At 70.2% G+C, this 13,658-nt stretch carries 13 protein-coding genes; 2 read left to right on the top strand and 11 right to left on the bottom strand.

The annotated features are described in order from the left end of the window. Positions 1–202 precede the first annotated feature (202 nt). Positions 203–2,467, bottom strand: a complete 2,265-nt coding sequence (locus ACZ56U_RS01640; RefSeq protein WP_469082006.1) for an MMPL family transporter — start codon at positions 2,465–2,467, stop codon at positions 203–205. A 213-nt stretch (positions 2,468–2,680) separates the two neighbouring features. On the opposite strand from ACZ56U_RS01640, the gene ACZ56U_RS01635 reads away from it, so the two are divergent. Both ACZ56U_RS01635 and ACZ56U_RS01630 read left to right on the top strand, forming a co-directional pair. After that, the gene (locus ACZ56U_RS01635) at positions 2,681–3,232 is read left to right on the top strand and encodes a DUF1697 domain-containing protein (RefSeq protein WP_469082005.1); all 552 of its coding nucleotides are present in this window, start codon (positions 2,681–2,683) and stop codon (positions 3,230–3,232) included. A 126-nt stretch (positions 3,233–3,358) separates the two neighbouring features. Then, the gene (locus ACZ56U_RS01630; protein WP_469082004.1) at positions 3,359–4,366 is read left to right on the top strand and encodes a ketopantoate reductase family protein; all 1,008 of its coding nucleotides are present in this window, start codon (positions 3,359–3,361) and stop codon (positions 4,364–4,366) included. 83 nt (positions 4,367–4,449) lie between these two features. Here ACZ56U_RS01630 and ACZ56U_RS01625 read toward each other — a convergent pair whose 3' ends face one another. The 10 genes from ACZ56U_RS01625 to ACZ56U_RS01580 form a co-directional block, all read right to left on the bottom strand. After that, on the bottom strand, positions 4,450–5,190 hold the full coding sequence (locus ACZ56U_RS01625) for a sirohydrochlorin chelatase (protein WP_469082003.1): 741 nt from the start codon (positions 5,188–5,190) through the stop codon (positions 4,450–4,452). Between the two features lie 5 nt (positions 5,191–5,195). Beyond that, positions 5,196–6,080, bottom strand: a complete 885-nt coding sequence (locus ACZ56U_RS01620) for an ABC transporter permease (protein ID WP_469082002.1) — start codon at positions 6,078–6,080, stop codon at positions 5,196–5,198. Beyond that, complete coding sequence (locus ACZ56U_RS01615; RefSeq protein WP_469082001.1) at positions 6,067–6,852, bottom strand: ABC transporter ATP-binding protein; 786 nt, start codon at positions 6,850–6,852, stop codon at positions 6,067–6,069. The genes ACZ56U_RS01620 and ACZ56U_RS01615 overlap by 14 nt, the downstream gene beginning before the upstream one ends. A 35-nt stretch (positions 6,853–6,887) precedes the next feature. After that, entirely contained in the window at positions 6,888–7,997 is a 1,110-nt protein-coding gene (locus ACZ56U_RS01610; protein ID WP_469082000.1) for an aliphatic sulfonate ABC transporter substrate-binding protein, read from the bottom strand. 222 nt (positions 7,998–8,219) lie between these two features. After that, positions 8,220–9,554: a sulfate adenylyltransferase subunit 1 gene (locus ACZ56U_RS01605; protein WP_469081999.1), complete on the bottom strand. Its 1,335-nt coding sequence runs from the start codon at positions 9,552–9,554 to the stop codon at positions 8,220–8,222. A 2-nt stretch (positions 9,555–9,556) separates the two neighbouring features. After that, positions 9,557–10,495: a sulfate adenylyltransferase subunit CysD gene (gene cysD / locus ACZ56U_RS01600; protein WP_469081998.1), complete on the bottom strand. Its 939-nt coding sequence runs from the start codon at positions 10,493–10,495 to the stop codon at positions 9,557–9,559. Beyond that, complete coding sequence (gene cysC / locus ACZ56U_RS01595) at positions 10,492–11,055, bottom strand: adenylyl-sulfate kinase (protein ID WP_469081997.1); 564 nt, start codon at positions 11,053–11,055, stop codon at positions 10,492–10,494. The genes cysD and cysC overlap by 4 nt, the downstream gene beginning before the upstream one ends. After that, positions 11,055–11,762, bottom strand: a complete 708-nt coding sequence (locus tag ACZ56U_RS01590; RefSeq protein WP_469081996.1) for a phosphoadenylyl-sulfate reductase — start codon at positions 11,760–11,762, stop codon at positions 11,055–11,057. Before ACZ56U_RS01590 ends, cysC begins: the two co-directional genes overlap by 1 nt. Then, a complete protein-coding gene (locus tag ACZ56U_RS01585; protein WP_391233923.1) occupies positions 11,759–11,938 on the bottom strand; it encodes a hypothetical protein in 180 nt (59 codons plus the stop codon). The genes ACZ56U_RS01590 and ACZ56U_RS01585 overlap by 4 nt, the downstream gene beginning before the upstream one ends. Next, on the bottom strand, positions 11,935–13,632 hold the full coding sequence (locus ACZ56U_RS01580; RefSeq protein ID WP_469081995.1) for a nitrite/sulfite reductase: 1,698 nt from the start codon (positions 13,630–13,632) through the stop codon (positions 11,935–11,937). The genes ACZ56U_RS01585 and ACZ56U_RS01580 overlap by 4 nt, the downstream gene beginning before the upstream one ends. Between the last annotated feature and the right edge of the window lie 26 nt (positions 13,633–13,658).

Below are 13,658 nucleotides of genomic sequence, written 5' to 3'. Positions count from 1 at the left end.
GGGTCGCCTTGTCGACGGCGTACACCCCGCAGGTGTCCGTGACCTGGAGTCGGCCGGGGTCCTGGTGGTCCGGCTGGAGGCCGTAGGCGCGGGTGAAGGCGTCCAGCCTGCGGTCGGTGGGAGCCGTACTGAGTGACTGGATGAGACACAGGGCCCGTCGGTTCCCCGGTGACCGACGGGCCCTGTGGGTGAGGGGGCGGAATCAGACGGGGACGCGGTCGTCCTCGTCGTCCCGCACCGACCGCACGACGGCCTCGGGCGCCTCGTCATGGGTGAGGTCCGGCAGTCGGTTCAGCCACGTCGGCAGGTACCAGTTGCGCTCACCGAGCAGGGCCATGACCGCGGGGAGCAGCACGCCCCGGATGATCGTGGCGTCGATGAGCACCGCGGCCGCAAGGCCCACACCCATCTGCTTCATGGACTGCATGGACAGCGTGCCGAAGATCGCGAACACGGCGACCATGATGACCGCGGCGCTGGTGACGACACCGGCGGTGGTGACCACACCGTGCTGGATCGCGTCCTTCGTCGTCCGGCCGCGCAGCCGCGCCTCACGGATCCGGGAGACCACGAACACGTGGTAGTCCATCGAGAGGCCGAACAGGATCACGAAGAGGAACAGCGGCAGCCAGCTGATGATCGCGCCGACACCCTCCGCCCCCACCAGGGAGGCGCCCCAGCCGTGCTGGAAGACGGCGACCAGGATGCCGTAGGCGGCACCCACCGACAGCAGGTTCAGCACGATCGAGGTGACCGCGATCGTCAGCGAGCGGAACGACAGCAGCATCAGCAGGAAGGCGAAGACCACGACGAACGCGAAGACCGGGACGACCGCGCCGGTCAGCTGGTCGTTGAAGTCCTTCGACCCGGCGACCTGACCGGTGATCGGCGCCTGGAGACCGTCCACCTTGCCGAGCGTGGCGGGCCGCACCTCGTCCCGCAGCTTCACCAGGCTCTCGCCCGCCTTGTCGAGGTCCGAGCCGCCGACCAGGGGCACGTACACGAAGGCGAGGTTCTGCTCGTCGTGCAGCTTGATCTCCACCGGGCCGCGCGAGGCGCCCGAGGCGATGGCCTTCTGCTTGAAGGCGGCGAGGGCGTTCGTGACCTCGGGTGCGTTGATGTCGTCGGCCTTGACGATCACCTCGGCGGGATCGGAGCCGCCGGGGAAGGCCTCGTTGACCCGGTCGTAGGTCTGCACGATGGGCAGCGAGTCGCCGAACTCCTGGTCCAGCGTGAGGTTCTGGGTCTTCATGCCGAGCGCGGGCGCGGCGATCGCGAGCAGCACACCGGCCGCCACGGCCGTCGAGACCATGGGGCGCTTCAGCACCCCGCCCAGCACGGCCGTCCAGAAACGGCTCTCCCGGTTGACGCGGCCGCGGTTGCGGCGCAGGCGGCTCTCCGGGTGCAGGAAGGGGATCTTGCCCTTCTCCACCCGGTGGCCCAGCAGCGACAGCACGGCCGGCAGCACGGTGACCGAGCCGACCATGGCGACGGCGACGACCATCAGCGAGGCGAGTCCCATCGCCTCGAAGTCGGCGATCCCGGTGAAGAGCATGCCGGCCATCGCCACGCACACCGTCACACCGGAGACCACGATCGCGCGGCCACTGGTGGCGGCGGCGATCCGCAGCGCCGTCTGGGCGTCCCGGCCGGCCTCGCGCTCCTCGCGCTCCCGGCGCAGATAGAACAGGCAGTAGTCGACGCCGACGGCGAGACCGACCAGCAGCATCACCGAGTTGGCGACATCGCCCATCGGCATGACATGGCTGACGATGCTCATCAGACCCATCGTCGCCATGATCGCGGTGAGCGCCAGGGCCACCGGCAGCAGGGCCGCGACCAGCGCGCCGAAGGCGATCAGCAGAATGCCCAGGGCCACCGGCACGGCCGAGTACTCGGCCTTCTTGAAGTCGTCCCCGAACGCGTCGTCGAACGTCTTCTGCATGCTGGCGCTGCCGATCTCCTCGATCCGCACCGAGGAGTGGTCCTGCTGGACCTTGTCGACCGCGCTCAGCACCGGCTCGACCCGCTCGGCCGCGGTCTCCGCGTCGCCGCGCATGTCGAACTGGACCAGCGCGCTGCGGCCGTCCTTCGAGATCGTGTCGGCGGTGTACGGCGACCGGACGTCCGTGACCTTGCCGGTCGCGTCGACGGCCTTGACGACCGCGTCCACGGCGGCCCGGAACTCGGCGTCCGTCGCCTTCAGCCCGGTGCCCTTCGCCTGGACGAGCACCGTCTCACCGGCGGGCTCGTCGATGTCGGCGTCCTTGATGATCGTCGCGGCGGTGTGTGTCTCGCCCTTCAGTCCTTCGCTCTCGTCGACGTCGACCCGGCCCGTCGCCGAACCGAGTCCCATCGCCAGGACCACGAACAGCACCCAGATGCCGACCGCCGCCCAGCGATGCCGGGCGCTCCAACCGCCGGCCCGGGCTGCGAAGCCCCGCACGCGTGTTTCTCCGTTCCCCATGACGGGTTGCCCCCTTGAGTGAGGTGGCGACCCCCTGCCGCACACCGTTCGATTCGAAGGTATGGGGCGGATAAAGCCATCTCGTCGTCCGGCCTGCTGAAGTGCGGAGGACGAGATCGTCCCCTCGGACCCCCTCAACCCTCCTCACTGAGGAGGAGGGTGACCCTTACACCTAACCGTTGATCTACGGGACGGCCGTCCTAGGGTGGGCGCATGACGACGACGTACGCGGCGCTGCTGCGGGGAATCAACGTGGGCGGCGCCAAGAAGGTGCCGATGGCCGAGCTGCGCGCACTGATGGAGGGACTCGGCCACGCCGACGTGCGCACCTACCTCCAGAGCGGCCAGGCCGTCTTCACCTCCGGCCACGGCGACGCGGAGTCCCTCGCCGCCGAACTCACCGCGGCGATCGAGGAGCGCTTCGGCTTCTCCGTCTCCGTGATCGTCCGCGACCACGCCTACCTCGCCGCGATCGCCGACAACTGCCCCTTCCCTGCTGCCGAGTTGGAGGGCAAGCAGCTCCACGTCACGTACTTCTCGGCACCGGTCGACGCCGAACGCTTCGCCGCGATCGACCAAGCCGCCTTCCTCCCCGAGGAGTTCAGACTCGGCGACCGTGCCCTGTACCTGTACGCGCCGGACGGCCTCGGCCGCTCCAAGCTGGCCGAGCAACTGGCCAAGCCGCGCGTCAACAAGGGCCTGATCGCCACCACCCGCAACTGGAACACGGTCATCAAGCTGGTGGAGATGACCGGCGCAGGGTGACCTGCCGTACGCCGGCGAAGGCGGTGTACGAGGTGATCGTGTCCGGCACGGCCGGCCGCGGATCGTCGTGGGCCGGGATCCTCGGCCTTGGCCCAAGGACAAGGTCAAGCGTGCGAGGCTCGTCCCATGCGTTACATCATCATCGGAGCAGGAGCGGTCGGCGGCACGATCGGCGGGCGGCTCGCGGGCTCGGGACACGAGGTCGTCCTGGTCGCACGCGGCGCCCATCGCGCGGCCCTTCAGGACGCCGGGCTGCGGCTCAGGGTGCCGGAGGGGGAGCAGACCCACCGGCTGCCGGTCGTCGAGGGACCCGCCGGACTCGGCGTACTGCGCGCCGACGACGTCCTCGTCCTCGCCGTGAAGACCCAGGACAGCGCCGCCGCCCTCCGGACCTGGGGTCCGGCACCGGTCGCCGGCGGGGGAACCGCGGCCGAGCGGCTGCCGCTGCTGTGCGCCCAGAACGGCGTGGAGAGCCAGCGCCTGGCCCTGCGGACCTTCCGGAACGTGTACGGCGTCTGCGTCTGGCTGCCCTGCGCCCACGTGGAACCCGGGGTCGTCAGCGCCGCCGGCAGCCCGCTCACCGGCATCCTGCACCTCGGCCGGTACCCGCACGGCACCGACGAGACCGCCCGGCTGGTCGCCGCCGACCTGGAGAAGTCGCACTTGGAGGCGCCGGTCGTACCGGACGTGACGCGCTGGCAGTACGCCAAGCTGCTGTCCAACCTCGGCAACGCGCTGGAGGCCGTCACCGGACCGGTGGAGAGCGCGGAGGCGCTGGCGCTGCTGAAGCGGGTGCGCGGGGAGGGCGAGGCGGTGCTCGACGCCGCCGGCATCGCCTACGCGAGCGCCGAGGAACAGAGCGCGGCCCGCGGCGACAAGGTCACCCTCCTGACCCTCGCCGGCACCCCGCGCGGCGGCGGCTCCTCCTGGCAGTCCCTCACCCGTGGCACCGGCACCATCGAGGCCGACTACCTCAACGGCGAGATCGCCCTCCTCGGCCGCCTGCACGGCGTCCCCACCCCGCTGAACGACCTCCTCCAGCACCTCGCCAACACCTTCGCCCGGGAGCACCGGGCGGCGGGATCGCTGCCGGTGGCGGACCTGGTGCGGCTGGCCGAGGAGACGGACGGCTGACCCACGTCGGCGCCGCCGCGGCGCCCGGCAACGCACGACTCGGAGGCGAGCCGTGCCGGACCGGGCCGTGCCGTGCCGGGCCGTCAGGCCCCGACGGCCGCCAGCATCGGCCTGCGGGCCTCGTCGTAGCGCTCCAGCAGCACGCGCGCCACCTCAGGTGCCGCCCCGAGGACGTCGGCGAGGACGTCCGCGTCCGCCGCGCCGCGCGCGATGCGGTCGGGCAGGAAGCCGGGAGCGAGGACGTACGGGGCGACGGCGACCTTCTCGCAGCCCAGGGCGCGCAGTTCACGCACCGCGTCCTCGGTGCGGGGAAGTGCGGCGGAGGCGAACGCAGGCCGCACGGCACACCAACCGGTGCGCCGCCACTCCCGCGCGATTGCTGCGATCACTGCGATCGCCTCCGGGTCCGAGGACCCCGCCGAGGCCAGCACGACCCCGGTCGAGGACTTGTCGGCGGGCGTCAACCCCGCCTCGTACAAACGCCGTTCCAGCGCCGACAGCAGCAGCGGGGACGGGCCCAGCACCTCCGCCTGCCGGATCCGCAGCTGCGGAGGCGCGTCCCGCAGCACCGCGGGGATGTCCGCCTTCGCGTGGAACGCACGGGTCAGCAGCAGCGGAAGGGCGACGACCTCGCGTACACCTTCCGCCGCCAGCGACTCCAACACCCCTTGGACAGAGGGGATGTTGAAGTCCAGGAAGCCCGTCTCCACCCGTACCCCGGGGCGCGTGGCGCGCACCCGGCGGACAAGGGCGTGCACCGTCGCGGCGTGCCGAGGGTCCCGGCTGCCGTGGGCGATGACGAGAAGAACGGGCTTCCTGTGCACGGGACCTACCCCTTCACCAGCAGACCGCGGCTGCGCAGCACACGCCGCTCCAGCGGGCTGAAGATCAGCAGGTCGACGGCGATACCGACGAACAGGATCAGGAAGATGGCCTCGAAGATCATCGGCATGGAGCTGGCGTTGCGGCCGTTCTCCAGCAGCGCGCCGAGACCGATGCCCAGATCGGGTGAGGAGGCGATGATCTCCGCCGCCATCAGCGAGCGCCAGGAGAAGGCCCAGCCCTGCTTCAGGCCGGCCAGGTAACCCGGCAGCGAGGCCGGCAGGACGATGTGCCAGGCACCCTTCCACCCGGTCGCGCCCATCGTGCGGCCCGCCCGCAGGAACAGCGGCGGCACCTGGTCGATGCCGGAGACCAGACCGTTGGCGATGGACGGGACCGCGCCGAGCAGGATCACCGCGTACATCATCGAGTTGTTCAGGCCCAGCCACAGGACCGCCGGCGGCACCCACGCCACCGACGGCAGCGACTGGAGGCCCGACAGGACCGGTCCGATCGCCGCGCGCACGAACTTCACCCGGGCCACGATCAGACCCAGCGGGGTGCCGATCGCCAGCGCCAGCAGGAAGCCGAACAGACCGCGCTCGACGCTGGTCCAGATGTAACCGAGGAGCTTGCCCTCCAGCCAGGCGTCTTTGAACTCGGCGGCCACTTCGCCGGGAGAGGGCAGCTTGGTCGGGTCGGTGACGATGTCGAAGGAGATCAGCGCCTGCCAGATCACCAGGACCACGGCGGTCGCGACGAGCGGCGGAAAGATCTTCTCGCGGAAGGTCTGCCGGAACGTCGGCCGACCCGTGACCTGGGTGTCCAGCGCGTCGAGGCCCGCCTCCACGCTCCCGGCGTCCGCGACCGGTGTCGTGTCAGTGCTGGCCATGACGGCGGATCTCCCCACGCAGTACATCGGTGATCTCAAGGGACAGTTCGGCCACGGGCGCGTCCTCGATACGGCGCGGCTGCGGGATGCCGACCGTCCACTCGCGCGCGATCCGGCCGGGCCGCGAGGACAGCAGGATCACGCGCTGCGCGAGCCGCACCGCCTCACGCACGTTGTGCGTGACGAACAGGACGGAGACCCCGGTCTCCTGCCAGATACGGGTGAGCTCGTCGTGCAGCACGTCCCGCGTGATGGCGTCGAGAGCCGAGAACGGCTCGTCCATCAGCAGCAGGCCGCTCTCCTGGCCGAGGGCCCGGGCCAGCGCCGCACGCTGGCGCATACCGCCCGACAGCTCGTGCACCCGCTTGCCGTACGCGCCCTGCAGCCGCACGAGTTCGAGCAGCGACTCGGCCCTCTCGCGCCGCTCGTTCTTCGGAACTCCCCTGAGCTTGAGGGCGAGTTCGATGTTCTTGCCCGCCGTCAACCACGGCAGCAGAGCGTGTTCCTGGAACATCAGGGCAGGGCGCCCGTCCGTCTTGATGCTGCCCGCGCTGGGGTCGTCGAGCCCCGCGACCAGGTTGAGCAGCGTGGACTTGCCGCAGCCCGAGGCCCCCAGGAGGGTGACGAACTCGCCCGGTGCGACATCGAGGGTGATGTCGTCGAGGACGAGCTGCTGCCCGGCGGGACCGGCGAAGGACTTCGAGACATGCTCGATCCGGGCGGCGTACTCGACTGACTCGGCCTGATCGGCCTTGGCAACCGCGGTGGCCATGGTCGTCACCTCCTGGGGACTTAGGGGGTCAGGACTTACTTGACGCCGAGACCGGCGTCGTCGACCGTGCTCTCACCCGCGGCCTTGAGAACCTTGTTCAGAAGCGTGAGGTCGTAGATGCCGTCCAGCAGCGGGTCCTCCAGCAGACCGGCCTTCACCGCGTGCTCCGCCTCGGTGTTGAGGGTGGCGGCCAGCGGGTCGTCGGTGAACTGGATGGACTTCCACGCCGGGTCCAGGACATCGGCCGGCAGCGCCTTGCCGGAGTCGGCCTCCAGCTGCTTGTTCGCCGCGGCCTTCGCCTCGTCCGGGTTGGCGTTGATCCACTTGTTGGTCTCGACCGAGGCCTTCAGGACCGCCTCGACGGCCTTCGGGTGCGCCTTGAGGAACTTCTGCGACACGATGATGTTCGTGATCACGAACTTCTTGTCCGGCCACAGGCCGGACTCGTCGAGCAGCACCTTGCCGCCCTCGGCGACCAGCTTCGACGCGGTCGGCTCCGGCACCCAGGCGCCGTCGATGGAACCGGACTTGTAGGCGTCCGGGGTGACCTTGTTGTCGGTACGGATCACCGACACGTCGCCCTTGCCGGACTCGGCGTCGACCTTCCAGCCCTGCTCCGCGATCCAGTTGAGGAACGCCACGTCCTGCGTGTTGCCCAGCTGCGGAGTAGCGATCTTCTTGCCCTTGACGTCCTTCAGGGTCTTGATCTTCTTCGGGTTGACGACCAGCTTCACGCCACCGGACGCCGAACCGCCGATGATGCGCAGGTTGGTGCCCTTGGACTTGGTGTAGCCGTTGATCGCCGGGGAGGGGCCGATCCAACCGATGTCGATGGAGCCCGAGTTGAGGGCCTCGATCTCGGACGGGCCGGCGTTGAAGGTGGCGTACGAGGCCTTGGTGGCACCGAGCTGCTTCTGGAAGATGCCCTGCTCACGGCCGACCAGCGCGGTGGCGTGGGTCAGGTTGCCGAAGTAGCCGATCTTGACGGAGTCGAGTCCGTCGATCTTCTTCGCCCCGGCGGCGACCTTCGCGGTGTCGTCGTCCTTGGACTCGGACCCGTAGCCGCACGCGGCGAGCGTGAGAAGCGGAAGCGCGGCCACCACGGCGATGCCGCGGCGAAGGAAGGTTGAGCGGTTGACAGGCACGGGAGGTGTTCCTCTCGGAGGCCCGGCGGTCACGGTCTCTCAGGTCGTGGCCGGGAGGTCGGCAGGTCTGCGTCTACGGCTGTGGGGGGACGGGGCGCGCAAGCGGTGCGCGTACGTCAGCGCACACATCGCGCGACTCCGCCCTGCCCGCTGCCGAGTGCGCCGCTGCCTACGCGGCCGCCCTCCTTCGCGAACGTGGACCAGTAGTCGGTGGAGTTCATGTCAGAAGTCCCACCCGTCGTCGTCGGACTCGTCCTTGACGGGCTCCGGCGACGCGAACGACTCGCCGACCATGCCCGCGGTGAGCGTGGTGCCGTCGTTGGGGTCGATGAGGATGAACGAGCCGGTGCGCCGGGAGTCGGAGTAGGAGTCGACGGGCAGCGGCTCGGCGGTACGGATCTTCACCCGGCCGATGTCGTTGGCGACGAGCTGTCCCGGGTGCGGGTGCAGGGACAGGTCGTCGAGGGTGAGCCGGGACGGGATGTCCTTGACGATCGCCTTGACCGTGCGGGTGCCGTGCTTGAGCAGCACGCGGTGGCCGACGGTCAGCGGGGCGTCGGCGACGTGGCAGACGGTCGCCTCGATGTCCTGGGTGGTCGGCGGCGCGTCCTTGCTGGGCACGATGAGGTCACCGCGCGAGATGTCGATGTCGTCCTCCAGGAGGATCGTCACCGACTGGGTCGTCCAGGCGACGTCGACCGGCTCACCGAGCAGGTCGATGCCGGCGATCTTCGTGGACCGGCCCGAGGGCAGCACGGTGATCTGCTCGCCGACCCGGAAGGAACCGGCGGCGATCTGACCGGCGTAGCCCCGGTAGTCGGGGTGCTCGGCGGTCTGCGGCCGGATCACGTACTGCACGGGCAGGCGCGCGTGGCAGTGGCTCAGGTCGTGGGTGACCGGGACCGTCTCCAGGTGCTCCAGGACGGTCGGGCCGCCGTACCAGTCCATGTTCGCGGACGGCTCCACCACGTTGTCACCGGCGAGCGCCGAGATCGGGATCGCGGTGACGTCCGGGACGCCCAGCTCGGTGGCGTACGCCGTGAACTCCTCGGCGATCGCGGCGAAGACGGGCTCGGCGTAGTCGACCAGGTCCATCTTGTTGACCGCGAGCACCACGTGCGGCACCCGCAGCAGCGCCGCGAGGGCGGCGTGCCGGCGGGTCTGCTCGACGACCCCGTTGCGGGCGTCGATCAGGATCACCGTCAGCTCGGCCGTGGAGGCACCCGTCACCATGTTGCGGGTGTACTGCACATGGCCGGGGGTGTCGGCGAGGATGAACCGGCGCCTGGGGGTGGCGAAGTAGCGGTAGGCCACATCGATGGTGATGCCCTGCTCACGCTCGGCCCGCAGACCGTCGGTGAGCAGCGCCAGGTCCGGGGCGTCCTGGCCGCGCGAGGCCGAGACGCGCTCCACGGCCTCCAGCTGGTCGGTGAGGACCGACTTGGAGTCGTGCAGCAGCCGGCCCACGAGGGTGGACTTGCCGTCGTCGACGGAGCCCGCGGTCGCGAAGCGCAGCAGGGTCGTCTCCGAGAGGACCTCGGTAGTGGTCGTGCTCATGCTTAGAAGTACCCCTCGCGCTTGCGGTCTTCCATCGCGGCCTCGGACATCTTGTCGTCGGCGCGGGTCGCGCCGCGCTCGGTGAGCCGGGAGGCGGCGATCTCCGTGATGACCTGCTCCAGCGTCACCGCGTCCGAGTCGACGGCACCCGTGCAGGACATGTCCCCGACGGTCCGGTAGCGCACGAGACGTTTCTCGACGCTCTCGCCCTCCTTGGGCCCGCCCCACTCGCCCGCCGTCAGCCACATGCCGCCGCGCGCGAACACCTCACGCTCGTGCGCGAAGTAGATCTGCGGCAGCTCGATGCCCTCGCGGGCGATGTACTGCCAGACGTCCAGCTCGGTCCAGTTGGACAGCGGGAAGACCCGGACGTGCTCGCCGGGCGCGTGGCGGCCGTTGTAGAGGTTCCACAGCTCGGGCCGCTGGCGGCGCGGGTCCCACTGCGAGAACTCGTCCCGCAGCGAGAACACCCGCTCCTTGGCGCGCGCCTTCTCCTCGTCACGCCGTCCGCCGCCGAAGACCGCGTCGAACTTCTCCGACTGGATCTTCTCGGTCAGCGGCAGCGTCTGGAGCGGGTTGCGCGTCCCGTCGGGGCGCTCCTTGAGGACACCGCGGTCGATGTAGTCCTGCACGGAGGCGACATGCAGCCGCAAGCCGTGCTGGGCGACCGTGCGGTCCCGGTACTCGAGCACCTCGGGGAAGTTGTGTCCGGTGTCGACATGCAGAAGGGAGAACGGCACAGGGGCGGGCGCGAAGGCCTTGAGCGCCAGGTGCAGCATGACGATGGAGTCCTTGCCGCCGGAGAACAGGATCACCGGCCGCTCGAACTCGCCCGCCACCTCACGGAAGATGTGCACCGCCTCGGACTCCAGCGCGTCCAGGTGGGACAGGGCGTACGGGGCCTGAGTGCCCCCGTCCACCGTGGCAACGGTCGTCGTCATGCCAGTCCCCTCTCGGTGAGCAGCGCGTGGACGGCCGCCGCGGACTCCTGGACGGTCTGGTTCTGCGACTCGATCCGCAGATCGGGCGACTCGGGCGCCTCGTACGGGTCGTCCACGCCCGTCAGACCGGTCAGCTCGCCCGCGGCCTGCTTGGCGTACAGACCCTTCACATCGCGTACGGAGCACACCTCGACCGGAGTCGCCACGTGGATCTCCAGGTACGCCGTCCCGCTCTCCTGGTGGCGCTTGCGCACCGCCTCACGGCTGTCCGCGTACGGCGCGATCACCGGGACCAGCGCCTTGACGCCGTTGCGGGCGAGCAGTTCGGCGAGGAAGCCGACGCGCTGCACGTTGGTGTGCCGGTCCTCGCGGCTGAAGCCGAGGCCCGCGGAGATGAACTCGCGGATCTCGTCGCCGTCGAGCACCTCGACGAGGTGGCCCTCCTCGCGCAGCCGGCCGGCCAGCTCGTACGCGATGGTGGTCTTGCCGGCACTCGGCAGACCCGTGAGCCAGACGGTGGCTCCGGTCGTCACGTGCGACTCCTTGTCAGTGGTGGTCATCAGTGCAGCCCGCACTCGGTCTTGGCCCGGCCCGCCCAGCGGCCCGCGCGGGCGTCCTCGCCCTCCAGGACCCGGCGGGTGCAGGGGGCGCAGCCGACGGACGCGTAGCCGTCCATCAGCAGCGGGTTGGTCAGGACGCCGTGTTCGGCGACGTAGGCGTCCACGTCGTCCTGGGTCCAGCGGGCGATCGGGGAGACCTTGACCTTCCGCCGCTTCTCGTCCCAGCCGACGACCGGGGTGTTCGCCCGGGTCGGGGACTCGTCGCGGCGCAGCCCGGTCGCCCAGGCCAGGTAGTCCTTCAGGCCCCGCTCCAGCGGCTCGACCTTGCGCATCTTGCAGCACAGGTCGGGGTCGCGGTCGTGCAGCTTCGGGCCGAACTCGGCGTCCTGCTCGGCGACCGTCCGCCTCGGCGACAGCGTGATGACGTTGACGTCCATCACGGCCTCGACCGCGTCCCGGGTGCCGATGGTCTCCTCGAAGTGGTAGCCGGTGTCGAGGAAGACGACGTCCACGCCCTTGAGGACCCGGGAGGCGAGGTGGGCGACCACCGCGTCCTCCATCGAGGAGGTCACGCAGAAGCGCTTGCCGAAGGTGTCGACGGCCCACTGGAGGATCTCCAGGGCGGAGGCGCCCTCCAGGTCACGGCCCGCCTGCTCGGCGAGCGCCTTGAGATCGTCGGTCGAACGTTCTTCCTGAACGGCGGTCATATCCGCTCTCCCCCTGCGTCGGTGGGCTGAAGGCCCCGGGCGAGCAGCCCGAGGAACTTCAACTGGAATGCGCGGTTGCACGCCGCGCATTCCCACGCGCCGTGGCCCTGCTCGCTCGGACGCAGGTCCTCGTCGCCGCAGTAGGGGCAGTAGAAGGGGGCGGCCCGCTCGCTCACGACAGGGCCTCCTCGCTGGCACGCGAGGCCCAGGCGGCGAAGCGCTCGCCCTCCTCGCGCTCGGCCTGGTACCGCTTCAGGACCCGCTCCACGTAGTCGGGCAGCTCCTCGGCGGTGACCTTCAGGCCGCGCACCTTGCGGCCGAACCCGGCCTCCAGTCCGAGCGCGCCACCGAGGTGCACCTGGTAGCCCTCGACCTGCTCGCCCCTGTCGTCGAGGACCAGCTGGCCCTTGAGACCGATGTCCGCCACCTGGATACGGGCGCAGGCGTTCGGGCAGCCGTTGAGGTTGATGGTGAGCGGCTCGTCGAAGTCCGGGACGCGGCGCTCCAGCTCGTCGATCAGCGAGGCGCCGCGCGCCTTGGTCTCGACGATGGCGAGCTTGCAGTACTCGATGCCGGTGCAGGCCATGGTGCCGCGCCGGAACGTAGACGGCTTGGCGGTGAGGTCGAGCGCCTCCAGGGCCTCGACCAGCGGCTGGACCTGCGCCTCCTCGACATCGAGGATGATCATCTTCTGCTCGACGGTGGTCCGGACCCGGCCCGAGCCGTGCGCCTCCGCGACCTCGGCGATCTTCGTCAGCGTGGCCCCGTCGACACGGCCCACCCGCGGGGCGAAGCCGACGTAGAAGAGGCCGTCGTTCTGGCGGTGCACGCCGACGTGGTCGCGCCAGCGGCCCGAGGGCTCGGCGGGCGCGGGACCGTCGACCAGCTTGCGCTTCAGGTAGTCGTCCTCCAGGACCTGGCGGAACTTCTCCGGGCCCCAGTCGGCGACGAGGAACTTCAGACGGGCGCGGGTGCGCAGCCGCCGGTAGCCCCAGTCACGGAAGATGCCGACGACACCGGCCCACACCTCGGGCACCTCCGCCAGCGGCACCCAGGCACCGAGCCGGACGCCGAGCTTGGGGTTGGTGGACAGGCCGCCGCCGACCCACAGGTCGAAGCCGGGGCCGTGCTCGGGGTGCTCGACGCCGACGAAGGCGATGTCGTTGATCTCGTGGACCACGTCGAGGAGCGGGGAGCCGGAGATCGCCGTCTTGAACTTGCGCGGCAGGTTGGAGAACTCCTTGCTGCCGATGTACCGCTCGTGGATCTCGTCGATGGCCCAGGTGCCGTCGATGATCTCGTCCTCGGCGATGCCGGCGACCGGGGAGCCGATGACGACGCGCGGGCAGTCGCCGCACGCCTCGGTGGTGGAGAGGCCGACCGCCTCCAGGCGGTTCCAGATCTCCGGGACGTCCTCGATGCGGATCCAGTGCAGCTGGATGTTCTGCCGGTCCGTGACGTCCGCGCTGCCGCGCGCGAACTCCTCCGAGATCTCGCCGATCACCCGCAGCTGCTGGGTGGTGAGGCGTCCGCCGTCGATCCGCACCCGCAGCATGAAGTACTTGTCGTCCAGCTCCTCCGGCTCCAGGATCGCGGTCTTGCCGCCGTCGATCCCGGGCTTGCGCTGGGTGTACAGCCCCCACCAGCGCATCCGGCCGCGCAGGTCGTTGGGGTCGATCGAGTCGAAGCCCCGCTTGGAGTAGATCGTCTCAATGCGTGTCCGCACGTTGAGACCGTCGTCGTCCTTCTTGAACTGCTCGTTGCCGTTCAGAGGGGTGTGGTGCCCCGCGGCCCACTGACCCTCACCGCGGTGACGGCTCACCTTGCGGCGGGGCGCTGCGGAAGCAGGGTTCTGCGGGGTGGCGGCCATGGTTCTACGTCCTTCGGGACAGGCGG

This window comes from Streptomyces sp. NPDC034103, assembly GCF_055575395.1.
Note: the sequence above shows the minus strand (reverse complement) of the source record. Positions and strands in the feature narration are given on the sequence as shown.